The sequence below is a fragment of the Ruegeria sp. BHSC276 genome (assembly GCF_059612945.1).
In genome coordinates this window covers 162,581-187,337 of sequence record NZ_JBXWRP010000006.1, presented here as the reverse complement: position 1 = coordinate 187,337, position 24,757 = coordinate 162,581, and the positions used below count along the sequence as shown (strand labels likewise).

23 protein-coding genes are annotated in these 24,757 nt (G+C 63.5%); 14 read left to right on the top strand and 9 right to left on the bottom strand.

Annotated elements, in window-relative coordinates; all coding sequences use genetic code 11:
* Positions 1-33: 33 nt before the first annotated feature.
* A complete protein-coding gene (locus AC2FMD_RS11750) occupies positions 34-729 on the top strand; it encodes an SIMPL domain-containing protein (protein WP_496795036.1) in 696 nt (231 codons plus the stop codon).
* Positions 730-731: 2 nt separating this feature from the next.
* On the opposite strand, the gene AC2FMD_RS11745 is transcribed toward AC2FMD_RS11750, so the two are convergent.
* From AC2FMD_RS11745 to AC2FMD_RS11735, 3 genes are all read right to left on the bottom strand, one after another.
* Positions 732-1,442, bottom strand: coding sequence for a GNAT family N-acetyltransferase (locus tag AC2FMD_RS11745; RefSeq protein WP_496795035.1), 711 nt, complete (start codon positions 1,440-1,442; stop codon positions 732-734).
* Between the two features lie 6 nt (positions 1,443-1,448).
* Positions 1,449-2,741 carry an O-acetylhomoserine aminocarboxypropyltransferase/cysteine synthase family protein gene (locus AC2FMD_RS11740; protein ID WP_496679651.1) on the bottom strand — a complete coding sequence of 431 codons (1,293 nt, stop codon included), beginning with the start codon at positions 2,739-2,741 and terminating at the stop codon, positions 1,449-1,451.
* Between the two features lie 72 nt (positions 2,742-2,813).
* Positions 2,814-3,809, bottom strand: coding sequence for a GT-B fold glycosyltransferase domain-containing protein (locus AC2FMD_RS11735; RefSeq protein ID WP_496710884.1), 996 nt, complete (start codon positions 3,807-3,809; stop codon positions 2,814-2,816).
* Between the two features lie 151 nt (positions 3,810-3,960).
* On the opposite strand from AC2FMD_RS11735, the gene AC2FMD_RS11730 reads away from it, so the two are divergent.
* From AC2FMD_RS11730 to preA, 3 genes are all read left to right on the top strand, one after another.
* Positions 3,961-4,593: a cupin domain-containing protein gene (locus tag AC2FMD_RS11730; protein ID WP_480634008.1), complete on the top strand. Its 633-nt coding sequence runs from the start codon at positions 3,961-3,963 to the stop codon at positions 4,591-4,593.
* Between the two features lie 160 nt (positions 4,594-4,753).
* Complete coding sequence (locus AC2FMD_RS11725) at positions 4,754-6,088, top strand: NAD(P)-dependent oxidoreductase (protein WP_496795034.1); 1,335 nt, start codon at positions 4,754-4,756, stop codon at positions 6,086-6,088.
* Between the two features lie 69 nt (positions 6,089-6,157).
* A complete protein-coding gene (gene preA / locus AC2FMD_RS11720) occupies positions 6,158-7,462 on the top strand; it encodes an NAD-dependent dihydropyrimidine dehydrogenase subunit PreA (RefSeq protein WP_496795033.1) in 1,305 nt (434 codons plus the stop codon).
* A gap of 44 nt (positions 7,463-7,506) precedes the next feature.
* On the opposite strand, the gene AC2FMD_RS11715 is transcribed toward preA, so the two are convergent.
* Positions 7,507-8,115, bottom strand: a complete 609-nt coding sequence (locus AC2FMD_RS11715) for a TetR family transcriptional regulator C-terminal domain-containing protein (RefSeq protein WP_496795032.1) — start codon at positions 8,113-8,115, stop codon at positions 7,507-7,509.
* A 171-nt stretch (positions 8,116-8,286) separates the two neighbouring features.
* Between AC2FMD_RS11715 and AC2FMD_RS11710 the strand changes: the two genes are divergently transcribed.
* The 10 genes from AC2FMD_RS11710 to AC2FMD_RS11665 all read left to right on the top strand — a co-directional run bounded on the left by AC2FMD_RS11710 (position 8,287) and on the right by AC2FMD_RS11665 (position 17,582).
* A complete protein-coding gene (locus AC2FMD_RS11710) occupies positions 8,287-9,537 on the top strand; it encodes a Zn-dependent hydrolase (RefSeq protein ID WP_496795031.1) in 1,251 nt (416 codons plus the stop codon).
* Between the two features lie 72 nt (positions 9,538-9,609).
* Positions 9,610-11,064: a dihydropyrimidinase gene (hydA, locus tag AC2FMD_RS11705; protein ID WP_496679661.1), complete on the top strand. Its 1,455-nt coding sequence runs from the start codon at positions 9,610-9,612 to the stop codon at positions 11,062-11,064.
* Between the two features lie 51 nt (positions 11,065-11,115).
* Positions 11,116-11,913: an ABC transporter ATP-binding protein gene (locus tag AC2FMD_RS11700; RefSeq protein ID WP_496741862.1), complete on the top strand. Its 798-nt coding sequence runs from the start codon at positions 11,116-11,118 to the stop codon at positions 11,911-11,913.
* Entirely contained in the window at positions 11,913-12,344 is a 432-nt protein-coding gene (locus AC2FMD_RS11695; protein ID WP_170357551.1) for a GNAT family N-acetyltransferase, read from the top strand. Before AC2FMD_RS11700 ends, AC2FMD_RS11695 begins: the two co-directional genes overlap by 1 nt.
* Positions 12,341-13,258, top strand: a complete 918-nt coding sequence (locus tag AC2FMD_RS11690; RefSeq protein WP_496679666.1) for an ABC transporter permease — start codon at positions 12,341-12,343, stop codon at positions 13,256-13,258. The genes AC2FMD_RS11695 and AC2FMD_RS11690 overlap by 4 nt, the downstream gene beginning before the upstream one ends.
* Positions 13,255-14,100, top strand: coding sequence for an ABC transporter permease (locus AC2FMD_RS11685; protein ID WP_496679668.1), 846 nt, complete (start codon positions 13,255-13,257; stop codon positions 14,098-14,100). The genes AC2FMD_RS11690 and AC2FMD_RS11685 overlap by 4 nt, the downstream gene beginning before the upstream one ends.
* A gap of 63 nt (positions 14,101-14,163) precedes the next feature.
* On the top strand, positions 14,164-15,153 hold the full coding sequence (locus AC2FMD_RS11680) for an ABC transporter substrate-binding protein (RefSeq protein WP_496679669.1): 990 nt from the start codon (positions 14,164-14,166) through the stop codon (positions 15,151-15,153).
* Between the two features lie 153 nt (positions 15,154-15,306).
* Positions 15,307-16,020, top strand: coding sequence for an ABC transporter permease (locus tag AC2FMD_RS11675; protein ID WP_496741864.1), 714 nt, complete (start codon positions 15,307-15,309; stop codon positions 16,018-16,020).
* Positions 16,013-16,747 (top strand): ATP-binding cassette domain-containing protein, encoded by a 735-nt coding sequence (locus AC2FMD_RS11670; RefSeq protein WP_496741865.1) that lies wholly within the window; start codon positions 16,013-16,015, stop codon positions 16,745-16,747. Before AC2FMD_RS11675 ends, AC2FMD_RS11670 begins: the two co-directional genes overlap by 8 nt.
* Positions 16,748-16,766: 19 nt before the next feature.
* On the top strand, positions 16,767-17,582 hold the full coding sequence (locus tag AC2FMD_RS11665; RefSeq protein WP_496741867.1) for an ABC transporter substrate-binding protein: 816 nt from the start codon (positions 16,767-16,769) through the stop codon (positions 17,580-17,582).
* Positions 17,583-17,589: 7 nt separating this feature from the next.
* Here AC2FMD_RS11665 and AC2FMD_RS11660 read toward each other — a convergent pair whose 3' ends face one another.
* The 5 genes from AC2FMD_RS11660 to AC2FMD_RS11640 all read right to left on the bottom strand — a co-directional run bounded on the left by AC2FMD_RS11660 (position 17,590) and on the right by AC2FMD_RS11640 (position 24,638).
* Positions 17,590-18,462 (bottom strand): substrate-binding domain-containing protein, encoded by an 873-nt coding sequence (locus tag AC2FMD_RS11660; protein ID WP_496795030.1) that lies wholly within the window; start codon positions 18,460-18,462, stop codon positions 17,590-17,592.
* A 133-nt stretch (positions 18,463-18,595) separates the two neighbouring features.
* Entirely contained in the window at positions 18,596-19,858 is a 1,263-nt protein-coding gene (locus AC2FMD_RS11655; protein ID WP_496710877.1) for a c-type cytochrome, read from the bottom strand.
* Positions 19,859-21,067: a formate dehydrogenase subunit gamma gene (locus AC2FMD_RS11650; RefSeq protein WP_496679679.1), complete on the bottom strand. Its 1,209-nt coding sequence runs from the start codon at positions 21,065-21,067 to the stop codon at positions 19,859-19,861.
* Positions 21,068-21,138: 71 nt separating this feature from the next.
* On the bottom strand, positions 21,139-21,732 hold the full coding sequence (gene fdh3B, locus AC2FMD_RS11645) for a formate dehydrogenase FDH3 subunit beta (RefSeq protein WP_005983764.1): 594 nt from the start codon (positions 21,730-21,732) through the stop codon (positions 21,139-21,141).
* 11 nt (positions 21,733-21,743) lie between these two features.
* On the bottom strand, positions 21,744-24,638 hold the full coding sequence (locus AC2FMD_RS11640; protein WP_496741871.1) for a formate dehydrogenase subunit alpha: 2,895 nt from the start codon (positions 24,636-24,638) through the stop codon (positions 21,744-21,746).
* Between the last annotated feature and the right edge of the window lie 119 nt (positions 24,639-24,757).

Sequence of the window (24,757 nt, the reverse complement as noted above, 5' to 3'; positions counted from 1 at the left end):
CATTGTCCGAGACAGGAAACCGGAGGGATCACCTTGAAGACATTTGCTTTTTTGGCGGCAATGCTGGCGGCGACCGCGGCCGGCGCCGCCCATGCGGAAGAACGTCGCATCCGTGTGTCCGCGACCGGAACGGCCGAGGCCGCGCCCGACATGGCCACCATCATGCTGGGGGTCACGAACGAAGACAGGGCGGCCTCGGCCGCAATGCGCGCGACCTCCGCCGCCGTCACGAAGGTTCTGGCCCGGCTGGACGACATGGGCATCGCGCCGCGTGACGTGCAGACGCGCGACCTGTCGGTTTCGCCGGTCTGGAGCGGGCGGGGCTATTCGGGCGACGGCACCCCACGGATCACCGGCTTCGTGGCCTCGAACCGGGTGGTTGTGCGGGTGCGCGACTTGGGCGCGTTGGGCGCGATTCTGGATGGGGTCATGGAAGATGGTGCAAATGATTTCGGCGGCCTGAGCTTTGGCCTGCAGGAGCCCGAGCCGCTGGAGGCCGAAGCGCGGGCCAAGGCCGTGGCTGACGCCATCGAGAAAGCCCGGCAACTGGCGCAGGCCGGCGGCGTTACCCTGGGGCCGGTTCACTCGATCGACGAGCAGAGCGGCGGCCTGCGGCCGGTGATGCAGATGCGCGAGATGGCCATGGCCGATTCGGGCGGGGTCCCGGTCGCCGGTGGCGAGGTTTCGGTTTCGGTCACCGTGTCGATGGAGTTCGACATTTCCGACTGACGTCAGCTTTCGCTGCGGGCCATCAGTGGTTTCCGCTGTTGGCCCGAGGCATCGAAATTCTCAGGTGACAACCAGGTTTCGAACGCCTGCCGGATGCGTGGCCAGTCCGTATCGATGATCGAAAACCACGCCGTGTCGCGGTTGCGCCCCTTGTAATGGGTGGCCTGCCGAAATTCGCCTTCGAAGACAAAACCCAGCCGTTCGGCGGCCCGGCGCGACGGGGCATTCAGCGCATCGCATTTCCATTCGTACCTGCGATAGCCCAGTTCATCGAAGACGCGGCGCATCATCAGGAACATCGTTTCGGTTGCGACCGGCGTGCGCTGCATCAGCGGCGAGAAATGGATGTGCCCCACCTCGATTGCGCCGGCATTGCGGTCGATACGCAGGTAGGATGCCATCCCGACGGGCTGTCCGCCTTGGTCCAGAACCGTGTCGAACAGCGGATCGTCCCCCGTGCAGGTCTGCGCCAGCCAGGCGGCGAACCCCGCTTGCGAGTCGAACGGGCCGTAGGGCAGGTAGGTCCAGTTGCGTCCGTCGGTATCGGCGGCAAACGCCCGGAACAGGCCGGGCGCATGCGCATTCGCATCAAAGGGCACCACGCGGCAAAACCGCCCCTGCATGGGCGCGCTCGGTGGGGCCGGGCGGGGGAACTCCCCCGCAACCGGCAGGCCCACGGGCTGGCCCAATGCGTTGATCCGGTGCCCCGGCATTTCGGACTAGGCGCAAGCCTTGGATAGTGCCTGATCGAGATCGGCGATCAGGTCATCGGCATCCTCGATCCCGATCGACACCCGCACCACGTTCGGCCCGGCACCGGCGGCCTCTTGCTGTTCGGGGGTCAGCTGCCGGTGCGTGGTCGAGGCCGAATGGATGATCAGCGACCGCGCATCGCCCAAGTTGGCGACGTGGCTGAAGATCTCGAGCGCGTTCACCAGCTTGACGCAGGCGTCATAGCCACCCTTGACCGCAAAGGTGAACAGGGCCCCGGCGCCCTTGGGATAATATTTCTTGACCCGGTCGTGATAGGGTGACGAGGGCAAGCCCGCATAGGTCACATAGTCCACGCGGTCGTCTTTCTCGAGCCAAGCGGCGATCTTCTCGGCGTTTTCGACATGGCGCTGCATACGCAGGCTCAGCGTCTCGATCCCCATCAGCGTGTAATGCGCAGCCTGCGGGTTCATCGTCATGCCTAGGTCGCGCAGGCCCACGGCTATACCGTGGAAGGTGAAGGCCAGTGGGCCGAAAGTTTCGTGGAATTTGAGGCCGTGATAGGCGGGCTCCGGCGCGCTGAGCGAGGGAAACTTGTCGCTGGCGGACCAGTCGAACTTGCCCGAATCCACGATGCAGCCGCCGGTGACCGTGCCATTGCCGGTCAGGTACTTGGTGGTCGAATGCACGACCAGCGTGGCGCCATGCTCGATCGGGCGGCACAGATAGGGCGTGGCCGAGGTGTTGTCGACGATCAGCGGAATGCCGGCGGCGTCGGCCACATCGGCCAGCGCACGGATGTCGGTGACATAGCCGCCCGGGTTTGCGATGGATTCGCAGAACACCGCGCGGGTGTTGTCATCGATGGCGGCCTTCACAGCATCCAGATCATCGGTATCAACGAACTTGGCCGACCAGCCAAAGCGCTTGATGGTCTGGCTGAACTGCGTGACCGTTCCACCATACAGCCGGGTCGAGGCGACCACGTTGCAACCCGGCCCCATCAGCGGGAACAGCGCCATGATCTGCGCCGCGTGACCCGAAGAACAGCACACTGCGCCAACGCCACCTTCCAGCGTCGCCACCCGCTCTTGCAGAACTGCCACCGTGGGGTTGGTCAGGCGCGAGTAGATATAGCCGACCTCTTGCAGGTTGAACAAAGCGGCCGCGTGATCGGCATCGCGGAACACATAGGCCGTGGTCTGATAGATCGGGGTCTGGCGCGCGCCAGTCGCCGGATCGGGGCGGGCGCCTGCGTGAATTTGCAGCGTATCAAAACCATAGGTGGGGCCGTCGGACATACGTCACTCTCCTGTTGGGTATATGCGTTGCAGAATCTCTAGGCGATTGCCGGGCCCGGCACAATGTCCGCGTCAGCGCAGCCACAGCCCCTTGTTCTTGATGACCTTGCGGATGGCCTGCTCGCGCTGGGGCAGGTTGTCCCGGTCGAACATGGCGCGGATCTTGGCGCCCTTGCCCTGATACACCAGCCGTTTCAGCGGATCGTAGTTCTTGAGCACCTTCTTGACCTTATTGGGCGCGGCAACAGTTTCCAGCACCTCGACCACCCGGTCGCTTTCGCGTGCGTAAAGCAGCGGGAACAGGCGATAGTGGCAGCTGACCGAGCCATCCAGCAGGTCCGCGGGCAGAACATCGCGCCCGCCGCCAAGCGCGTGGATGACCAGCGGCAGAGCCGCCTGGTCCAGCCACGGGTCCAGGTTCTGGCCGGTCAGGGCGGGGATCTCTTCATCCCGGATGGTGCGCGCATAGTCCAGAAACCGCGTGCCGAATTGCCGGGGGCATTTGTAGAAGAAATAGCCCGCATTGAAATACAGATACCGCCGCCAGTATTCCGCCGGTTGGGTAGGGTCGATCGAGCTTTGGAAATCCAGCCCGAACCGGTCATAGAGCGCCCGCCAGATGCCATCGAACCCCGGCCCGTACAGGGTCGGCTTGGGCCAGGTGCCCTCGACCTTCTGCGACGCACCGGGCCGGTCGAAATCGAACGGCACGGCGGCCAGGTCGCCTGTAATCAGCGTGTCGGTGTCGAAGAACACGAACGGCTCACCCTCGGGCAGGGCGGCCAGCGCCTCGATCTTGTTGCCGTAGGGATAGCTTTCGCCGAACACCTCGGACGAAAAGGGCAGGATCTCGGCATCGAGCTGTTTCAGCGCCTTCAGAACATCCTCGTTGCGGATGCTTGGGTCCTGGCTCCAGCGCGGGCCGGGTTGCGGAACGCCTACGAACAGGCGGCCCGAATATCCGGGCGCGGAGTGGCGCAGTGAGGCGGCGAACAGGACGGCTTCGTATTGCAGGCGGTTGTTCTGCCCGATGATCAGGATGTTGAATTTCTGCCGGTCTGCCTGCATCTGCGCCTTCCGTTCAGGGCGCTTGCCCGCCCCTTGCCGTTGGTTTCGACCTACAGCATCGCTGAACCTGCGTCAAAACCGTTGACGCCGCGTGTTTGAAATCGGGCCCGGCACGCCCATGTTGATGGAGGAGATCAGACAGGAGCGCGACATGCGGATCAATGCGGATTTCACCCAGCGGGTGGCGGTTCACTTCGACCAGACCGAGTGGGTGGCCTCGCCCGCCGCCGGGGTCGAGCGCAAGATGCTGGACCGGATCGGCGACGAGGTGGCGCGCGCCACCACCATCGTGCGCTTTGCGCCCGGCAGCGCTTTTGCCGCCCACACCCATGACGGGGGCGAGGAATACCTGGTTCTGGACGGCGTTTTTCAGGACGAGACCGGAGATTTCCCGGTGGGCAGCTATGTCCGCAACCCGCCGACCTCGTCGCATACGCCATCGGCCAGCCAAGGCGCGACGATCCTGGTCAAACTGCATCAATTCGACCCAAACGACCGCACCACCGTGCGCCGCTCGATCAACGGTGCGGACCAAGTGCCGCTGTTCAAGGACGACCACGAAACGGTTGAAGTGCGCAGTTGGCCGCCCGATCAGGTCGTGCCGATTGACGCGCCCGGCGGGGCTGAGGTCTTCGTGATCGACGGCGGCTTCACCGAACAAGGCGAGGAATTCGCGCGATGGGACTGGCTGCGTCTGCCGCCCGGAACGCGCACTGAATTGCGGGCAGGTCCGGATGGCGCCCGCGTCTGGATGAAGTCAGGGCACCTGTCCGTCATGGTCTGAGGCCGGTTTCGCCTGAAAAACGGGCAAATGCCACCAAAGAACCGGGTCATTCGGCCCGGTTTTCGCTTTTTTGACCATTTGGCAAATTTTACCAATTGATAAAAAATTTGTTTGTGGCAAGCTGGTCTCAATAACAAACATATCTACAGGGAGTAGAGTGATGGCACAGGGCCAGATGGCACCCGGCATCGTCGCCGGGCGGCTTTCCAGCGATGAGCTGACCTCGAATTTCACCGATCTGCATCCGCCTCTGGCGCCGCACGAGGCTGCCGTGGCCGCCGATCGGTGTTATTTCTGCTATGACGCGCCGTGCGTGACGGCCTGTCCAACCGATATCGATATTCCGCTGTTCATTCGGCAGATTCAGGCCGGGCAACCGGAATCAGCGGCAAAGACGATCTTCGATCAGAACATCCTGGGCGGCATGTGCGCCCGTGTGTGCCCGACCGAAACGCTGTGCGAGGAAGCCTGCGTGCGCGAAACGGCCGAGGGCAAGCCGGTCGAGATCGGGCGCTTGCAGCGGTATGCGACCGATACGCTGATGCAGGCCGGTGTGCATCCGTTCACACGTGCGGCCCCCACCGGCAAGACCGTTGCCGTGATCGGGGCAGGGCCGGCGGGGCTGGCCTGTGCGCATCGGCTGGCGATGCTGGGCCACGACGTCGTGATCTTTGAGGCAAAGCCCAAGCCGGGCGGGCTGAACGAATACGGGATCGCCGCCTACAAGGCGACCAATGACTTTGCTCAGGCCGAGGTGGACTGGCTGCTGAAGATCGGCGGCATCAGCATCCGAACCGGCGAGGCGCTGGGCCAGACTGTCACTCTGGACAGTCTGCGCAACGACTATGATGCGGTGTTCCTGTCGATCGGTCTGGCCGGTGTGAACGCGCTGCGGGCCCAGGGCGAAGACCTGCCGGGCGTGCGCGACGCGGTCGATTTCATCGCCGAGGTCCGCCAGGCCGCTGATTTGGCTCAGGTTCCGGTGGGCCGGAACGTAGTGGTGATCGGCGGCGGGATGACGGCGGTCGATGCCGCGGTCAAGTGCAAACTGCTGGGCGCCGAGAACGTGACCATCGCCTATCGGCGCGGGCGCGCGGCGATGAGCGCCAGTAAATACGAACAGGATCTGGCGGCCTCGAAGGGGGTGCGCATCCTATGTAATGTCCAGCCCGTCGCCATCCATGGCAACGGGGCAGCGGCCGAGATCGAATTGGAGTATACTGCCACCGTGGACGGCAAGCTGACCGGCACGGGCGAGACCATCCGTCTGGCCGCCGATCAGGTGTTGAAGGCCATCGGCCAGACGCTGAACGGCGCGCCCGAGGGGCTGGTGCTCGACGGCAACAAGATCGCTGTCGATGCGGCTGGACGCACCTCGGTTCCGGGGGTCTGGGCCGGCGGAGACTGTGCTGCGGGTGGCGAGGATCTGACCGTGACCGCCGTAGCCGAGGGCCGCGATGCCGCTATGGACATTCACGCCAGCCTGAGCGCCTGAGCGAGGCGTCGGCGCGTGAATTTGTGTGACAAGACGAAGATGCATCTTCGCATCAGGGAGGCCGGATAAATGGCTGATTTGAAAACGAACTTTCTGGGCATCGAAAGCCCCAACCCCTATTGGCTGGCCTCGGCGCCGCCGACCGACAAGGAATACAACGTCCGCCGTGCCTTCGAGGCCGGATGGGGTGGCGTCGTGTGGAAAACGCTGGGCGCGGAAGGCCCGCCGGTGGTCAACGTGAACGGCCCCCGGTACGGGGCGATCTACGGGGCCGACCGGCGTCTGCTGGGCCTCAACAACATCGAACTGATCACCGACCGGCCGCTCGAGGTGAACCTCGAGGAGATGGCCCGCGTCAAGGCGGATTACCCGGATCGCGCACTGATCGCCTCGATCATGGTGCCGTGCGAGGAGGAGGCCTGGAAAGCCATCCTGCCGCGCGTCGCTGAAACCGGCGCCGACGGGATCGAACTGAACTTCGGCTGCCCACACGGGATGAGCGAGCGCGGTATGGGCTCGGCCGTGGGGCAAGTGCCCGAATACATCGAATTGGTCACCCGCTGGTGCAAGAAATACTATGACCGCCCGGTGATCGTGAAGCTGACGCCCAACATCACCGACATTCGCAAGCCGGCGGCTGCGGCCAAGAATGGCGGGGCCGATGCGGTGTCGCTGATCAACACGATAAACTCGATCACCAGTGTCAATCTGGACACGTTCAGCCCCGAGCCCTCGATCGACGGCAAGGGCAGTCATGGCGGCTATTGCGGCCCTGCGGTCAAGCCCATCGCCCTGTCGATGGTCTCCGAGATCGCCCGCGCCGAGGCGACCCATGGCCTGCCGATCTCGGGCATCGGCGGGGTGACCACATGGCGCGACGCGGCCGAGTTCATGGCGTTGGGCTGCGGCACGGTCCAAGTATGCACGGCGGCGATGACCTATGGGTTCAAGATCATCGATGAACTGACGGCGGGACTGTCACAGTGGATGGACGAGAAGGGATACTCCAACGTATCGGAGATCGTCGGGCGCGCCGTCCCGAATGTGACCGACTGGCAATATCTGAACCTGAACTACGTTACCAAGGCCAAGATCGATCAGGATCAGTGCATCAAGTGCGGCCGCTGCTACGCGGCCTGCGAGGACACCAGCCATCAAGCTATCTCCATGTCGCCCGACCGAGTGTTCGAGGTGATCGACGAGGAATGCGTGGCCTGCAACCTGTGCGTGGATGTCTGCCCGGTCGAGGGCTGCATCTCGATGGTGCCGATGGCGGCGGGCGAAGTCGACCCGCGCACCGGAAAGGTGGTTCAGCCGGACTATGCCAACTGGACAACCCACCCGAACAACCCGATGGCCAAAGCCGCCGAGTGATCGGCGTCAGATCACGCAAAAGGGGCCGCGCTGCGGCCCTTTTTTCATGGGGTCAGCAGTTTTCGGTACAGGGTGTCGATAAAAGGCGCGGCCCCTTCGAACGGGTCTTCGTCGCCCAGGATCGCGCGCACCTGAACATCGAAATCCGCATAATGCTGGGTCAGCGCCCAGATCGAAAAGATCAGGTGATGCGGGTGCAGGCGAGCGATTTTGCCCTGATCCATCCAATGCGTCAGAACGGCCGCCTTCTGATCGACCAGCGCCTTCAGATCGTTCGACAGGGCGTCATGGATGCGAGGCGCGCCCTGCACCAGCTCGTTCGCAAACAGGCGGCTTTCGCGCGGCAACTCGCGGCTCATCTGCAGCTTGCGCTTGATGTACGAGAGGATCTCCTCCATCGGCTCGCCGTTTTCATCAAGGTCGTGCAGCGGCGCCAGCCAGGTTTCCAGAAGGCCGGACAGAAGCGCGGTGTGGATCGCCTCTTTTGACGGGAAATAATACAAAAGATTTGGCTTGCTCAGCCCGGCCTCGGCCGCGATCTGATCGACGGTCGCCCCGCGAAAGCCATGGGCCGAAAACACGTTCAGCGCGGCCTCGAGAATCGCGGCGCGGTTCTTTTTCTGAATTCGGGTCGGGGCGCGGTCTTTGGGCATGTATTCAGGGCGTCTCTTTTTCGAACAAGCAGGTGTTGAATATGCCGATTTTTGCATCGGCGCGATGCAATTTCTTGACTGATGTTGAACCCGTGATAGCGTGAGTTTGACCAGATGGTCAAATCAAGACACCAAAAGCGAGCTAAATCGCAAGCAACAGGGAAGACGAACATGGCAGCTCCGGCGCAGAATCTCAGGATCAATGGCGACAGGTTGTGGGACAGCCTGATGGAGATGGCCAAGATCGGCCCGGGCGTTGCCGGCGGCAACAACCGCCAGACCCTGACCGACGAAGATGCCGAGGGCCGCGCGCTGTTCCAGAAATGGTGCGAAGAGGCCGGCTGCACCATGGGCCTTGACCAGATGGGCAACATGTTCGCCATGCGCCCGGGTACCGACCCCGATGCGCTGCCGGTCTATGTCGGCTCGCACCTGGATACGCAGCCGACGGGCGGCAAGTATGACGGGGTGCTGGGGGTTCTGGGTGCGCTTGAGATCATTCGCACCCTGAACGATCTGGGCATCAAGACCAAACACCCGATCGTGGCCACCAACTGGACCAACGAAGAGGGCACGCGCTTCGCCCCTGCCATGCTGGCGTCGGGCGTGTTCGCGGGGATGCACACGCAGGACTGGGCCTATGGCCGCCAGGATGCCGAGGGCAAGAAATTCGGCGACGAGTTGCAGCGCATCGGCTGGCGCGGCGACGAAGAGGTCGGGGCCCGCAAGATGCATGCGTTCTTTGAGCTGCATATCGAACAGGGCCCGATCCTCGAGGCCGAAGGCAAGAATATCGGCGTCGTCACCCATGGGCAGGGCCTCAGCTGGACCCAGGTGACCGTGACCGGCAAGGACGCGCATACCGGATCAACCCCGATGCCGATGCGCAAGAATGCCGGGCTGGCGATGGCGCGCATTCTCGAAAAGGTGGACGAGATCGCATGGTCGCACGCGCCTCATGCCGTGGGGGCTGCCGGGCATATCGATGTCTATCCGAACTCGCGCAACGTGATCCCGGGCAAGGTGGTGTTCACGGTCGATTTCCGCTCTCCCGAGTTGGACGTCATCAAGGATATGGAGAACCGTCTGCGTGTCGCCGCCGAGGACATCGTGGATGAGATGGGCCTGCAGGTCGAGTTCGAGAAGGTCGGCGGGTTTGACCCGGTGAAATTCGACGAGACCTGCGTCGCCGCCGTACGCAACGCGGCCGAGCGGCTGGGCTATTCGCACACCAACATCATCTCGGGCGCGGGGCACGATGCCTGCTGGATCAACCGCGTGGCGCCGACCGCCATGGTGATGTGCCCCTGCGTGGATGGCCTGAGCCACAACGAGGCCGAGGAAATCAGCAAGGAATGGGCAACCGCCGGGGCGGATGTCCTGTTCCACGCGGTCGTCGAAACCGCCGAGATCGTGGAGTAGCCGGGGCCGCGCGCCCCCAACCCGCAGGAAAACCAAGAGAGGCGCAACAGACGCGCTCGCAGGGAGTTGAACATGACCACAGTCATCAAGAACGGAACCGTCGTCACCGCGGATCTGACTTACAAGGCCGACGTCAAGATCGAAGGCGGCGTGATCACCGAGATCGGGCCGGATCTGAAGGGGGACGAGCAACTGGACGCGACCGGCTGTTACGTCATGCCCGGCGGGATTGACCCGCACACGCATCTGGAAATGCCGTTCATGGGGACCTATTCCAGCGACGATTTCGAAAGCGGCACCCGCGCGGCGCTGGCCGGCGGCACGACTATGGTGGTGGATTTCGCACTGCCGAACCCGGGCGAAAGCCTGCTGGATGCGCTCAAACGTTGGGACAACAAATCAACCCGCGCCAATTGCGACTATTCCTTCCACATGGCCGTGACATGGTGGGGCGAGCAGGTGTTCGATGACATGAAGACCGTCATCGAACAGCGCGGCATCAACACGTTCAAGCATTTCATGGCCTACAAAGGCGCCCTGATGGTCAATGACGACGAGCTGTTCGCCTCGTTCAAGCGGCTGGCCGAGCTGGGCGGGATCGCGATGGTCCATGCCGAGAACGGCGACGTGGTGGCCGAGTTGCAGGCCAAGCTGCTGGCCGAAGGCAATACCGGCCCCGAGGCCCATGCCTATTCGCGCCCGCCGCAGGTTGAGGGCGAGGCCACCAACCGCGCCATCATGATCGCCGACATGGCCGGGGTGCCGCTCTATGTGGTGCACACCTCGTGCGAAGAGGCGCATGAGGCCATCCGCCGTGCCCGGATGCAGGGCAAGCGCGTCTGGGGCGAGCCGCTGATCCAGCACCTGACGCTGGATGACAGCGAATATGCGCATCCCGATTGGGACCACGCCGCGCGACGGGTGATGAGCCCGCCGTTCCGCAACAAACAGCACCAGGACAGCCTGTGGGCGGGGTTGCAGTCGGGCTCGCTGAGCGTGGTGGCCACCGATCACTGCGCCTTCACAACCGAGCAGAAGCGGTTTGGCGTGGGCGATTTCACCAAGATCCCGAACGGAACGGGCGGCCTTGAGGATCGGATGCCGATGCTATGGACCCACGGCGTGGCGACCGGGCGGCTAACGCCGAACGAATTTGTGGCCGTGACTTCAACAAATATCGCCAAAATATTGAATTGCTATCCGAAAAAAGGTGCCGTACTGGTGGGTGCAGATGCCGATCTGGTGGTGTGGGACCCGGACAAGACCAAGACCATCAGCGCGGCGACGCAGCAGTCGGCGATCGACTACAACGTGTTCGAGGGGCACGAGGTCAAGGGCTTGCCGCGCTTTACCCTAACCCGTGGACAGGTGGCGGTGCATGATGGCGAGATCCGAACGCAGGAAGGCCAAGGCAAATTCGTCGCGCGCGAGGCCAACACCACCGTGAACAAGGCGCTGAGCACCTGGAAAGAACTGACCGCCCCGCGCCCGATAGAGCGGTCGGGCATCCCGGCGACGGGGGTGTGATGCTCGAAGGTTGCCGACCGGGCAAAAAAGCCAAAACTTCAAGGCAGTAGGATGACATCTGAAAGCAATACCCGGCCCGTGATCGAGGCAAAGAACCTCGACCTGACCTTCCAAACCAATGACGGACCCGTGCACGCCCTCAAGGACGTGAACCTGGCCGTCGACAAGGGCGAATTCGTCAGTTTCATCGGCCCTTCGGGCTGCGGCAAGACGACCTTTCTGCGCTGTGTCGCTGCACTGGAAACGCCTACGGGCGGCACACTGACCGTCAACGGCATGAGCCCGGACGAGGCCCGCCGGAACCGTGCCTATGGCTATGTGTTCCAGGCGGCGGGCCTGTACCCGTGGCGGACCATTGCCAAGAACATCAAACTGCCGCTCGAGATCATGGGATACTCGGCGCAGGAGCAGGAAGAACGTGTAAAGAGAGTTCTGGAACTTGTTGATCTTGCAGGGTTTGGTGGCAAGTTCCCCTGGCAGCTGTCGGGTGGGATGCAGCAACGGGCCAGCATCGCCCGGGCGCTGGCCTTCGACGCCGATATCCTGTTGATGGACGAGCCTTTCGGCGCGCTGGACGAGATCGTGCGCGATCACCTGAACGAACAGCTTTTGGCGCTGTGGGCGCGCACCGGCAAGACGATCGGCTTCGTCACCCACTCGATCCCCGAGGCGGTGTATCTGAGCACCAAGATCGTGGTCATGAGCCCGCGCCCCGGGCGGATCACCGATGTGATTGACAGCCCTCTGCCCAAGGAGCGGCCGCTGGACATCCGCGACACGCCCGAATTCATCGAGGTCGCGCACCGCGTGCGCGAAGGGCTGCGCGCCGGGCACGGGGACGATGTGTGATGGGCAGGGGTGACATCAGACGCGCGACCGAGGGGGATGTGCCGGCCTGCGCGGCGGTGGTCTCCTCTTGGGCCCGCCAGACCGAGTGGATGACGGATGAACTGCCCCAACCGGAATTGGAGGCGCTGATCGCACAGGCCTTCCCGGACCGTGAAATGTGGGTCGTCGGTGAACCCGTCGATTGCTACATGTCGGTCGATCCTGAGGCGCAGAAGGTCGGGGCGCTGTATTGCCTGCGGACCGGGCAGGGCATCGGCAAGCGCCTGCTGGACCGGGCAAAACAGGGACGCAGCTTTCTGTGGCTGACGGCCCATCAACCGAATGCTGCAGCGCAACGGTTCTATCGCCGCGAGGGTTTTGTCGAGACCGGGACCGAGGCCGCAACGCCGCCCGAGACCGTCCCCGTGGTGCGGATGGAGTGGCACGCATGAAGCAGCTTGTCGCCGTTCTGACCGTTCTGCTGGCCATCGTCGTCATCTGGTACGCGGCCTGCATTCCGATGAACATCAAAGGCGTTCTGACCGAACAGGAACGGGCCGGGGCCGAAGTGGTTCCGCCCTCGGCCAAAGACCGCCGCGACATGGGGGAAATCGGCCTGGCGCTGCGCAACAGCTTTGCCATTCCGGCGACCTGGGCGCAGGATCGGCCGCGTCTGCCCGCGCCGCATCAGGTCGCGATCGAGCTGTGGGAAACCACGGTTCAGAAGAAGATCACCTCGAAACGGTCATTGGTCTATCACGGCTGGGTGACGCTCAGCGCGACGATTCTGGGCTTTGCCATCGGCACGGGGCTGGGCATCCTGCTGGCTGTGGGGATCGTGCACAGCCGGGTGATGGACCTGTCGGTCATGCCCTGGGCCATCGTCAGCCAGACCATCCCCATCATCGCGTTGGCGCCGATGATCATCGTGGTGCTGTATTCGATCGGCATTCAGGGGATCATACCCAAGGCGGTGATCTCGGCCTATCTGAGCTTTTTCCCGGTGGTCGTGGGCATGGTCAAGGGCCTGCGTAGCCCTGACGCGATGCAGTTGGACCTGCTGCGCACCTATAACGCCAGTAAGGGGCAGGTGTTCTGGAAACTGCGCCTGCCGGCCTCGATGCCCTATCTGTTCGCCTCGCTCAAGATCGGGATCGCCGCGTCGCTGGTGGGGGCCATCGTCGGCGAACTGCCGACCGGCGCCGTGGCGGGGCTGGGCGCGCGTCTGCTGGCCGGCAGCTATTACGGCCAGACGGTGCAGATCTGGTCGGCGCTGTTTGCCGCAGCCATTCTGGCGGCCTGTCTGGTGGGCCTGTTGGGCCTGATCGAGCGGGCGGTGTTGAAACGCATGGGGATGGCGCAATGATGATGGTCGGTTTTGCAATCCTTTTGTGGCTCGCCGGTTGGTGGCTGAACACCCGCTTGGCCAGCGGACCCTATGCCGACACGCGGGCGGTGCGCATTCTTGCGCCGCTGATCTTCGGCCTGACCGTCATCGGGATGTGGGAATTGCTGGTGCGCGGGCTCGAGGTGCCTCTGGTCATCCTGCCCGCGCCTTCGGTGATCTGGGAGCGGTTCTGGGACAGCCTGCCGATCTTGTGGGCCGATTTCGTGCAGACCATCATCAAGGGCGCGCTCAGCGGCTATGTCATCGGATGCGGCGCCGCCTTCCTGATGGCGATCGCCGTGGACCGGTGGGACTTCCTGCGCCTGGGCTTGCTGCCGGTGGGCAATTTCGTGGCCGCGCTGCCGATCGTGGGCACCGCGCCGATCCTGGTGATGTGGTTCGGGTTCGACTGGCATTCGAAGGCGGCCGTTGTGGTGGTGATGGTCTTTTTCCCGATGCTGGTAAACACGGTCGCCGGCCTGCGCGAGGCCACCGCCATGCAGCGCGACCTGATGGAGACCTATGCCGCAACCTATTGGCAAAGCTTTCTCAAGCTGCGCCTGCCCGCGGCCATGCCGTTCATTTTCAACGGGTTGAAAATTTCCACCACGCTGGCCCTGATCGGCGCTATCGTGGCAGAGTTCTTCGGCTCGCCCACTTTGGGCATGGGGTTCCGGATCTCGACCAGTGTCGGGCAATTGTCGCTGGACATGGTCTGGGCGGAAATCGTGGTCGCGGCGCTGGCCGGGACCGCCTTCTACGGTCTGGTCGCCATGATCGAGAAATTGGTGACCTTCTGGCACCCGTCACAACGCAGTTAAGCGGAACAAAAATTCAACAGACCCCGAAAACGGGGCAGCACTAGCAACTAGGAGAAGATGAAGATGAACAAGCTACTGACCGGGGCCATAGCCGCCCTAGGATTCGCCGCAAGTTCGGCCTTTGCCGCAGACGAGGTGACGCTTCAATTGAAATGGGTCACCCAGGCCCAGTTCGCGGGCTACTACGTCGCCAAGGACAAGGGCTTTTACGAAGAAGAGGGGCTGGACGTCACCATCTTGCCCGGCGGCCCCGACATCGCGCCCACGCAGGTGATCGCGGGCGGTGGCGCTGACGTAACCGTGGAATGGATGCCCGCCGCGCTGGCTGCGCGCGAAAAGGGCCTGCCGCTGGTCAACATCGCTCAGCCCTTCAAAAGCTCTGGCATGATGCTGACCTGCTGGAAGGACGCGGGCATTTCCTCGCCCGAGGATCTCAAGAACCGCACGCTGGGCGTCTGGTTTTTCGGCAATGAATTCCCGTTCATGAGCTGGATGAGCCAGCTAGGTATCGACACCAGCGGCAAGAGCGAGAACGGTGTCGAGGTTTTGAAGCAGGGCTTCAACGTCGACCCTCTGCTGCAACGCCAGGCCGATTGCATCAGCACCATGACCTACAATGAATATTGGCAGGTCATCGACGCCGGCGTCAGCCCCGACGAGCTGGTGACCTTCAAGTATGAAGACCAGGGCGTAGCCACGCTGGAAGATGGCTTGTACGTGCTTGAAGACAACCTCAGCGATCCGGCCTTCGTCGACAAGATGGAACGCTTCGTGCGCGCTTCGATGAAAGGCTGGAAATACGCCGAGGAGAACCCGGACGAGGCCGCCGAAATCGTGCTGGAAAACGACGCGACAGGCGCCCAGACCGAAGAGCACCAGAAGCGCATGATGGGGGAGATCGCCAAGCTGACCGCAGGCTCGAACGGTGCGCTGGACCCGGCCGATTTCGAGCGCACGGTGAGCACCTTGCTGGCCGGCGGCTCGGACCCGGTGATCACCAAAAAGCCCGAAGGCGCCTGGACCCACCAGATTACGGATGCGGCTTTGAACTGATCCGCCGAATGCTCAGGATGAAAACGCGGCCCTCGATTGGGCCGCGTTTGTCGTTGTGAATGTCGGATTTCTGTGGGGCCGAAGCGCAATTTGCGCTAGTATTATCCTGTAATTCCTCGAGTTTCTTACGAAACTCAGACTGGGTCGGAGAAAGTGCAAAATTTTGCATCAGAATTCAGCCACGCGGCGCAACTTGTCCTGACAGGAGACCCCGACCTGTGGGCGATCGTGGTCTTGTCTCTGCAGGTCTCGGTGTGTGCGGTGCTGATTTCGGCCGTGATCGGGATGCCGGTCGGGGCCGCTCTGGCCGTGGCGCGGTTTCCCGGGCGGCGGGCGCTGATCATCCTGATGAACGCATTGATGGGGTTCCCGCCCGTCGTCGTCGGCCTTCTGGTCTATCTGATGCTCTCTCGGTCCGGCCCGCTGGGCGTGCTCGAGCTTTTGTACACGCCGACCGCCATGATCATTGCCCAGACCGTGCTGGTCACGCCGATCATCGCGGCGCTGACGCGGCAGGTGGTGGAATTGCTGGCCGAGGAATATTCGGAACAGCTACGGTCGCTGGGGGTGTCGCGGCTGGCCTCGGTACCGGTGCTGCTGTGGGATGCGCGGCTGGCCCTGGTTACCGCCCTTCTAGCCGGGTTCGGCCGGGCCATCGCCGAGGTCGGCGCGGTGATCATCGTCGGCGGCAACATCAATCACGTGACACGGGTGATGACAACGACGATCGCGCTCGAGACCTCGAAGGGCAACCTGGCCCTGGCGCTGGCGCTTGGTGCGATCCTGATCGGGATTGCAGTGGCCGTGAATGCCATGGTCAGCGCCCTGACCCTGCGGGCCGAGCAGGAGGGGCTGCGCCATGCGTGACCTAATGCCAGACACGCCGAACCGGCTGGAAATTTCGGGCCTTGCCATCGAACGCAAGGGGCGGGTCCTGCTGGATGTTCCCCAGCTGTCGCTGGACGGGCCCGGGCCGACGCTGATCCTGGGGCCGAACGGTGCCGGCAAAAGCCTGCTTTTGCGCTGTCTGCATGGGCTGATCCGTGCCGACAGGGGCCGGGTCCTGCAGGATGGTCTGGACCTGAACGCCGATCACAAGGCCCGGCAGGCCATGGTGTTCCAGCAGCCGGTGCTGCTGCGCCGGTCGGTTGCGGCCAATCTAGACTTCGTTCTGAAACGCAAGCGGCTGGGCCGTGCTGCGCGCAAGAGGCGGATTGCTGACCTGCTGGCCGAAGGTGGGCTGGACAGCAAGGCCCGGCAATCGGCGCGGTCTCTGTCGGGCGGCGAGGCGCAGCGTCTGGCCATCCTGCGCGCGCTTGCGCTGGACCCCGAGACGCTGTTTCTGGACGAGCCCACCAGCGCGCTGGACCCCACCGCCACGCAGGCGATCGAGGCGATGATCCTGCGCGCTTCGGCGCGCGGGGTGCGGATAGTGATGGTCACGCATGACGTCGGGCAGGCCCGGCGTCTGGCGGCGGACATCGTGATGATGCAAGGCGGGCGCGTCGTCGAACACGGCACCGCCAGACAGGTGCTTGAGGCGCCGGAATGCCAAGCCTCGCGCCAGTATCTGGCAGGCTGGTTGGTCACATAACAAAAATCGGAGGCAATCCATGTTTCGCGCAGTACTCACAAGCGCCCTGGTCCTGTTCGGACTTGTCGCCAACCCGGCGACGGCCGAGGAGGCGTTCATCATTGTGCAGTCAACGACCTCGACGCAGAACTCGGGCCTGCTGGACTTCATTCTTCCGGGCTTCGAGGCCGAAACCGGAATCGAGGTGCGCGTAGTGGCCGTGGGAACGGGGCAGGCGATCCGCAATGCCAAGAACGGCGACGGCGACGTTTTGCTGGTTCATGCCAAACCGGCCGAGGAGGCGTTCGTGGCCGAGGGCTGGGGCATCGAGCGCCGCGACGTGATGTACAACGATTTCGTCATCGTCGGGCCCAAGTCCGACCCGGCGCGCATCAAGGGAATGACCGATGCCGCCGCCGCCCTGGTCGCCATCGCGAATGCCAGGTCGACCTTCGCCTCGCGCGCGGATGACAGCGGTACCCATCAGGCCGAGATGCGCCTGTGGCAAGCCTCCGGCCTCGACCCGACCGCTGACTCGGGCACTTGGTACCGCGAGACCGGCTCGGGCATGGGCGCCACGCTGAATCTGGCGGCGGGGATGGGGGCCTATGCGCTGACCGACCGGGCGACATGGCTGGCCTTCGGCAACAAGGGCGATCTTGCGGTTCTGGTCGAGGGCGATCCGGGCCTGTTCAATCAATATGGCGTGATCCTCGTGAACCCGGAAAAACACCCCGGCGTTCGCGCCGCCGCGGGCCAGAGGTTCATCGACTGGCTCACCGGACCGCATGGTCAGGCGGCCATTGCGTCCTATCGGTTGGAGGGCGAACAGCTGTTCTTTCCCAACGCCAGGTGACCGGCCCTCAGCCGCTGGCGCCGTTGTGGCGGATCGCGCCCAAGTCGGTCAGGTCATAGCCGCCCATCTCGGCCGCGCGGGCGGCAAACCCGTCCGAGTGCAGAAAGGACAGCAGCTTCTGCAAGGGCGGTTCGAAATACGCCCTACGCCAGATCGCCAGATCCAGACGTTCGGAGTGGGTCGGCACGAAGCCCAGCCCAAAAAGACTGGCCAGAGCCCCCAGCCCGAACCCGGCCTCGGCCTTGCCGTCGTGTAGGGCGATGGCCAGTTCCTCTTCGGTGCGGGCGCAATTGGGCAAGGTGTCCAGGTCGTCGCGGCTCAGGTCGTGTTCGGCCAAGTGTCGGTCGAACAGATGTTGGCTGGCGGCGCTGTCCTGCCGCAGCAGAACGCGGCGGCCCTTCAGGTCGACAAACTCGCCGATGCCTTGCGTTCCGGGCGACAACAGCAGGCCGCGCTGGCGATGGGCGATCTGGACCAGAACCACGGGCGCTTCGCCCAGCGTGTCGCGCAGCGCGCCGGTGTTGAAGCCGTCAGGCTCGTGGATATGCAGAACCGCGGCCTGCGCCTTGCGGTCAGCCAGCCGCCGCAGTCCGTCAAACGATCCGTCGTAGTAGGTAGCCAGCCCCGAGCCGCTTTCGCGCAGCGCCCAGTCCAGCAGCGGATCGTGGCTGCCGGCCACGATCGGGGGCAGGGGCGGTTCAGCCGTCTGCGGGCCCGAGCGCGACGCATTCAGCCAAGCCAGCACCTCGGCCCGAGGAAACAGCAGTTTGCCCATAGCCCGCACGCAGGGCACCTCGCCCGATGCGGCCAGATCATAGGCCTTGCGCTCGCCGATTCGCAGCAGGTCGGCCAACTCGCGCGTGGTCAGGAAGTCGGGCATTCACTCCAGCCGCACGGCCGCGCCGCGTTCGGCCGAGGACAGGCCCATCTGGGTCAGCAAGAATGGGGCGGCGACCGTCACGACGGCCATCGTGGCAACTGCGGCAAGAAAGGCTTTCATCTGGTCCTCCTGGTTAGTCCGCGGGCGCCGTGGCGCCGCGCAGGAATTCGATCAGGTCGGCGCGGTCCTGCGCCTGCGCAATCCTCTGCATCGGCATTTTCGACCCCGGAATGTAGTGGTCCGGTCCCTGATCGAAAAGAGCGTTTATCGTCTGTTCAGTCCAAATGATATCAGAGCCTTGCAGCGTTTCCGAGTAAGTGTACCCGGGTAGTGTCCCGGCCCGCCGCCCGAACACGCCATGCAGGGTCGGCCCGGCCCGGCGCTGATCGTCCGGCGTCAGGCTGTGGCAGATCGAGCATTTCCGGGCGAACTGCCGTTCTCCGTTTTGCATGTCGTCGGGGTCCTTCAGGAAACTCGGCTCTTGGCCGACCATTCGTTCCTGCGACCCCAGCGCGGCCACCGGCCAGCTATACATGGCCTGATCCAGCCCGCCTGCGTGCAGGTTTTCACCATCGGGCGAAAAGGCCAGTGCCCAGACCGGGCCGCGCAGCGTTGCGCGGAAATCCTGCGCGATCCGCCAATCTTGCGTGTCAATGACCATGATGTAGCCCTCACCGTCGCCCACCGCCAGCAGCGACCGATCCGGGCTGAGGGCGAGCGCAAGGATCGGGCGACGGTCCAGCGTGAAATCGCGCTCGGCCCCGGTGGTAAGGTCAAGAATGCGGGTCACGCCATCGACCGCGCCATAGGCGATCCAACCGTCTTGCGCGTTCAGGACCAATTCGTTGATGCCGAAACCATGCTCGACCAGCCGCGCGGTTTCGGTTCCTGTCGTGACGTCCCAGACCCGCAGGCTGCCGTCGACCCCAGCGGAGAACAGCGTCCGCCCGTCCGGCGCGAAGGCCACCGCATTGACTCCGCTGCCCGTTGGGCCCAGCGACTTGGCCGCACCGCCCTCGGTTGGCCAAAGACCGATGGTCCCGTCCCAACTGGCAGTCGCCACGAGGGTCTTTGAGGCAGCGAGTCCGACGACCTTGCCCTTGTGCTGACCTACGACCTGTCCACCGGGCCAACGGCGCAGGGTAAAGTCGTCGCCGGCCGAATAGATCGCGGTGCCGTTGAAAACCACTGCGTTCACGGCAGCCTCGTGACCCTCGAGCCAGTCCGGCTGCTGTCCGGACCACAGGCCCACGGAATTGTCGAAACTGGCGGTGGCAATGCGCCCGTCCGGGGCCGTGGCGATGTCCATGATCGGTCCGCCATGGCCCTTGAGCGTGTAGAAATCCGCCGCCAGCGGCAGCGGCAGCAGGGCCAGCGCCAGAGCCAGCCCGCGCATCTATTCGGCAGGCGAGGCCGCGCCGTCGCTGGCCTCCTGTGCCTTTACCTCTTCCAGCCACAGCGAATGGTGCTCGCGCGCCCATTGCTCTTCGACCTCGCCGGTACCCATGGCGTCAAACGCGCCTTCCATGCCGACCGAGCCGAGGTAGATATGCGCCAGTATGATGGCGATGAAGGCATAGGCGACCATGACGTGCCAGACTTGGGCATATTGCATTTCTTCCTGCGGAGACATTTGCGTGGGCAGGTCCAGTCCCAGCAGCTGCGGCAACCCGGTCGCGTTGGCGATTGAAAACGTCTTAGCGAACATCGGCAGTTCGAACGGGAACAGCAGCGACAGGCCCGACAGGCTGATCGAGACGCCCATCAGGATGCACAGCCAGAAAATGATCTTTTGACCGGCGTTGAACTTCTTGGCCGGGGGGTGGCTGCCTTTGGTGAACAATCCGCCGCCGGCCGCCAGCCATTTCAGGTCGGTCCGGTTGGGGATGTTGTGGGCGATCCAGTTCACGGTGATGATGATCAATCCCAGCATGAAGGCCCAGGCCAGATTGTTGTGCAGCCACTTGCAGCCTTGCGCGATGGTGGCGAACCCTTCTTTGCCGAACAGCGGGATCAGGAAATCGCGGCCGTACAGCGACAGCAGGCCGGTCAATCCAAGGATCAGGAACGAGCCGGCAAACAGCCAGTGCCCGAACCTTTCAAATCCTGAAAACCGGGTGACCGTGCGGCCAGTTTTCTCACCGTCGATGCGGATGCGGCCGCGGATCAGGAAAAACAACAGCAGAACGACCAGCATCCCGCCCAGAATATAGGTTCCGTACTCGCGCAGCGGACCGGTGCGGAAAGTCCACCACCACATGCCGCCGTCCTGGATCAGCACGCCGGCCGCAGGCCCCTTGGTCGACACGGTGACATCGGCCGAGCCATAGCGAATGGCGCGATACACATCGCTGTCCGAGGCGACGCCGCGCGTGCCCAACTGACCCAACAGCCCTTCGGCATTGCCTTGCCCGGTATTCTGCGCGCGATAGCTGTTGTCGACCTTCTCGCCGCGTTGCCGGGCCAGAATATCCTCGAGTGTCGTGGCGCCACCGGTCTGCGCGCGCGGGGCAGCGGCTGGTTCGTCTGTGCCGGTCGTGTCTTGTGCAAGCGCGCCGTGCGCGATCCCAAGTGTCAACGTCAAAGCCAGAAAAATGCGCAGCATCGGAACCTCGGTATTAATCCATAATCGGGTGACCCACCGGAGCGGGTCACCCGTGTTGTCAGGCTGAGGTCTCAGCCGTCCTTCTGGTCGTAGGCCGTGCCCCAACCCCAAGCGCCCGAGCCGAACCCGCGCGCCACGACGCGTTCGCGGTAGATGGCCGAGACCACGTCACCGTCACCGGCGAGCAGGGCCTTGGTCGAACACATCTCGGCGCAGATGGGCAGTTTGCCCTCGGCGATCCGGTTGCGGCCGTATTTGGCGAACTCTGCGGTCGAGTGCGTTTCCTCGGGGCCGCCGGCGCAGAAGGTACATTTGTCCATCTTGCCGCGCGATCCGAAGTTGCCCGCCTGCGGGTATTGCGGCGCGCCGAACGGGCACGCATAGAAGCAATAGCCGCAGCCGATGCACAGGTCCTTGGAATGCAGGACGACGCCTTCTTCGTTCTGATAGAAGCAGTCGACCGGGCACACCGCCATGCAAGGCGCATCCGAACAATGCATACAGGCGACCGAGATCGAACGTTCGCCCGGTTTGCCGTCATTGATCGTCACCACCCGGCGGCGGTTGATGCCCCACGGGACCTCGTGTTCGTTCTTGCACGCGGTCACGCAAGCGTTGCACTCGATGCAGCGTTCAGCGTCGCAGAGAAACTTTGCTCTAGCCATTATCGTCCTCCTTACGCTGCCCAGATCTTGCAGAGAGTCGCTTTGGTCTCCTGCATCTGGGTCACTGAATCATAGCCATAGGTCTGGGCGGTGTTCGTGCTTTCACCCAGTACGTACGGGTCGGCGCCTTTCGGGTATTTCTCCCTCAGGTCCGCGCCCTGGAAATGGCCGCCAAAGTGGAAGGGCATGAAGGCCACGCCGGCACCGACCCTTTCGGTCAGCATCGCCATCACCTTGACCTTGCCGCCCTCGGGACCTTCGACCCAGACCTGCGATCCGTCGCGAATGCCAAGGTTGTTGGCGTCACGCGGATTGATCTCGACGAACATGTCCTGCTGCAGTTCAGCCAGCCACGGGTTCGACCGTGTCTCGTCGCCGCCACCTTCATATTCGACCAGACGACCTGACGTCAGGATTATCGGGTAATCCTTTGAAAAGTCGTTCTTCTGGATCGAAGCATACAAGGTCGGCAAGCGATAGTCGTGCCGATCCTCGTAGGTGGGATAGTCGGCCACCAGATCGCGCCGCGGCGTGTACAGAGGCTCGCGGTGCAGCGGGATCGGATCCGGGAAGGTCCACACCACTGTACGGGCCTTGGCGTTGCCGAACGGCGCACAGCCATGCTTGATGGCCACCCGCTGGATGCCGCCCGACAGGTCGGTCTTCCAGTTGGTCTTGGGCCCGGCCACGGCGTCGATGGCCGCGCGTTCCTCGGCCGTCAGGTCGCCATCCCAGCCCAGATCCATCAGCATCTGCATGGTAAATTCAGGATAACCGTCCTGAATCTCGGAACCGACGCTGTAGACCCCTTCGGCCAGCAGGTTCTGCCCGTCACGCTCGACGCCGAAACGTGCGCGGAAGGTCAGGCCGCCCTCGGCCACCGGTTTGGACATGTCATAGAGGTTTGGCGTCCCCGGATGCCCCATCTCGGCGGTGCCCCAGCAGGGCCAAGGCAGGCCGTAGTATTCGCCGTCATTCGGACCGCCCACGGCCTGCAGCGTCGTTCTGTCGAACGTGTGCTGGTTGGCCATATGGCTTTTGATCCGCTCCGGCGACTGACCGGTATAGCCGATCGTCCACAGCCCCGCGTTGAACTCGCGCGTGATGCTTTCCACATTCGGGGTTTCGGGGTCCTCCATCTCGATATTGCGGAAGAGCCGGTCGGCCCAGCCGAACTTGTTGGCGAACTTGGCCATGATGACCTCGTCCGGCAGGCTTTCGAACAGCGGATCGACCACCTTGTCGCGCCACTGCAACGACCGGTTCGACGCCGTGACCGAGCCACGGGTTTCGAACTGCGTGCAGGCCGGCAGCAGATAGACACCATCGGTCCGGTCATGCAGGACGGCGGAAACGGTGGGATACGGGTCGATCACGACCAGCATGTCCAGCTTTTCCATCGCCGTCTTCATTTCGACCATCCGGGTCTGCGAGTTGGGCGCGTGGCCCCACAGAACCATGGCGCGGACATTGTTTGGCTGATCCATGTTTTCGGGATCTTCCAGAACACCGTCGATCCAGCGCGACACCGGGATGCCACGCTCGTTCATCAGCGGCTTGTCCTTGCCGTCCTTGTCCTTGATCGTGTCGAACTGTCCTTTCAGCCAGTCCAGATCCTCGCCCCAGACACGCGCCCAGTGACCCCATGCGCCTGCAGACAGGCCGTAATAGCCGGGCAGGGTGTGGGACAGAACGCCAAGGTCGGTTGCGCCCTGCACGTTGTCATGGCCGCGGAAGATGTTGGTGCCGCCGCCAGAGGTGCCCATGTTGCCCAACGCCAGCTGCAGCACGCAATAGGCGCGCGTGTTGTTGTTGCCGTTGGTGTGCTGGGTTCCGCCCATGCACCAGATCACGGTGCCAGGACGGTTGTTGGCCAGCGTCCGCGCCACGCGCTTGAGCTGCGATCCCGGCACGCCGGTGACGCGCTCGGTCTCTTCGGGGGTCCAGTTGGCGACCTCTTCGCGGATCTGGTCCATACCCCAGACACGGGTGCGGATGAACTCTTTGTCTTCCCAGCCGTTGTCGAAGATGTGCCACAGGATGCCCCAGATCAGCGCCACGTCGGTGCCGGGGCGGAAGCGGACATATTCGTCGGCATGGGCCGCGGTGCGCGTGAAGCGCGGGTCACAGACGATCAGCGGGGCGTTGTTCTGCTCTTTCGCGCGCAGGACGTGCAGCAGCGAGACGGGGTGAGCCTCGGCCGGGTTGCCGCCGATGATGAAGATCGCCTTGGAATTGTGGATGTCGTTGTAGCTGTTGGTCATGGCGCCGTAGCCCCATGTATTCGCAACACCCGCAACGGTGGTCGAGTGGCAAATCCGCGCCTGGTGGTCCACGTTGTTGGTGCCCCAGTAGGCCGCGAACTTGCGGAACAGATAGGCCTGTTCGTTGTTGTGCTTGGCCGAACCCAACCAATAGACGCTGTCAGGCCCGCTTTCCTCGCGGATGCTCATCATGCCGTCGCCGATCTCGTCGATCGCCTGTTCCCAGCTGATGCGCTTCCACTCGCCACCCTCTTTCTTCATCGGGTATTTCAGGCGGCGTTCGCCGTGGGCGTGTTCCCGGACCGAAGCCCCCTTGGCACAGTGAGCACCAAGGTTAAACGGGCTATCCCAACCGGGTTCCTGCCCAATCCACACGCCGTTCTGCACCTCGGCAACCACGGTACAGCCGACCGAGCAATGCGTGCAGACGGATTTGATGTTCTCGACAGCCGTATTGGCTGCGGTCTGGGCGCTGGCGGGCGACACGGTTCCACCCGTGGCGCTGATCGCGGCCAGGCCGCCGATCGTCAGGCCCGAGCCACGCAGGAACGCGCGGCGATCGACGCTCTTTTCGCCGATTTGGGACAGGATACTTGTCCGCTGGGGGCGTCTCGCAACCCCGTTGGTCTTTTTCCTAAGCATTTCCTTCCTCCCTTGCTGGCCATGCTGATCATGGCTGGCTTGGTGTTTCGAAATCGACGTCAGGGCCAATCGCAACCGTCAGCCGAGTGTGACCACGTCCGGACCTGCGCCGGGCGTCG

Bases quoted from the DNA above. Each gene is read 5' to 3' on its own strand.
- AC2FMD_RS11700 (WP_496741862.1), top strand. From the start codon at position 11,116: ATGACATCTGAAAGCAATACCCGGCCCGTGATCGAGGCAAAGAACCTC.
- AC2FMD_RS11695 (WP_170357551.1), top strand. From the start codon at position 11,913: ATGGGCAGGGGTGACATCAGACGCGCGACCGAGGGGGATGTGCCGGCC.
- hydA (WP_496679661.1), top strand. From the start codon at position 9,610: ATGACCACAGTCATCAAGAACGGAACCGTCGTCACCGCGGATCTGACT.
- AC2FMD_RS11725 (WP_496795034.1), top strand. From the start codon at position 4,754: ATGGCACAGGGCCAGATGGCACCCGGCATCGTCGCCGGGCGGCTTTCC.
- AC2FMD_RS11690 (WP_496679666.1), top strand. From the start codon at position 12,341: ATGAAGCAGCTTGTCGCCGTTCTGACCGTTCTGCTGGCCATCGTCGTC.
- AC2FMD_RS11680 (WP_496679669.1), top strand. From the start codon at position 14,164: ATGAACAAGCTACTGACCGGGGCCATAGCCGCCCTAGGATTCGCCGCA.
- AC2FMD_RS11730 (WP_480634008.1), top strand. From the start codon at position 3,961: ATGCGGATCAATGCGGATTTCACCCAGCGGGTGGCGGTTCACTTCGAC.
- AC2FMD_RS11655 (WP_496710877.1), bottom strand. From the start codon at position 19,858: ATGCGCGGGCTGGCTCTGGCGCTGGCCCTGCTGCCGCTGCCGCTGGCG.
- preA (WP_496795033.1), top strand. From the start codon at position 6,158: ATGGCTGATTTGAAAACGAACTTTCTGGGCATCGAAAGCCCCAACCCC.
- AC2FMD_RS11665 (WP_496741867.1), top strand. From the start codon at position 16,767: ATGTTTCGCGCAGTACTCACAAGCGCCCTGGTCCTGTTCGGACTTGTC.
- AC2FMD_RS11745 (WP_496795035.1), bottom strand. From the start codon at position 1,442: ATGCCGGGGCACCGGATCAACGCATTGGGCCAGCCCGTGGGCCTGCCG.
- AC2FMD_RS11685 (WP_496679668.1), top strand. From the start codon at position 13,255: ATGATGATGGTCGGTTTTGCAATCCTTTTGTGGCTCGCCGGTTGGTGG.
- AC2FMD_RS11735 (WP_496710884.1), bottom strand. From the start codon at position 3,809: ATGCAGGCAGACCGGCAGAAATTCAACATCCTGATCATCGGGCAGAAC.
- AC2FMD_RS11710 (WP_496795031.1), top strand. From the start codon at position 8,287: ATGGCAGCTCCGGCGCAGAATCTCAGGATCAATGGCGACAGGTTGTGG.
- AC2FMD_RS11650 (WP_496679679.1), bottom strand. From the start codon at position 21,067: ATGCTGCGCATTTTTCTGGCTTTGACGTTGACACTTGGGATCGCGCAC.
- AC2FMD_RS11660 (WP_496795030.1), bottom strand. From the start codon at position 18,462: ATGCCCGACTTCCTGACCACGCGCGAGTTGGCCGACCTGCTGCGAATC.
- AC2FMD_RS11670 (WP_496741865.1), top strand. From the start codon at position 16,013: ATGCGTGACCTAATGCCAGACACGCCGAACCGGCTGGAAATTTCGGGC.
- AC2FMD_RS11640 (WP_496741871.1), bottom strand. From the start codon at position 24,638: ATGCTTAGGAAAAAGACCAACGGGGTTGCGAGACGCCCCCAGCGGACA.
- AC2FMD_RS11715 (WP_496795032.1), bottom strand. From the start codon at position 8,115: ATGCCCAAAGACCGCGCCCCGACCCGAATTCAGAAAAAGAACCGCGCC.
- fdh3B (WP_005983764.1), bottom strand. From the start codon at position 21,732: ATGGCTAGAGCAAAGTTTCTCTGCGACGCTGAACGCTGCATCGAGTGC.
- AC2FMD_RS11740 (WP_496679651.1), bottom strand. From the start codon at position 2,741: ATGTCCGACGGCCCCACCTATGGTTTTGATACGCTGCAAATTCACGCA.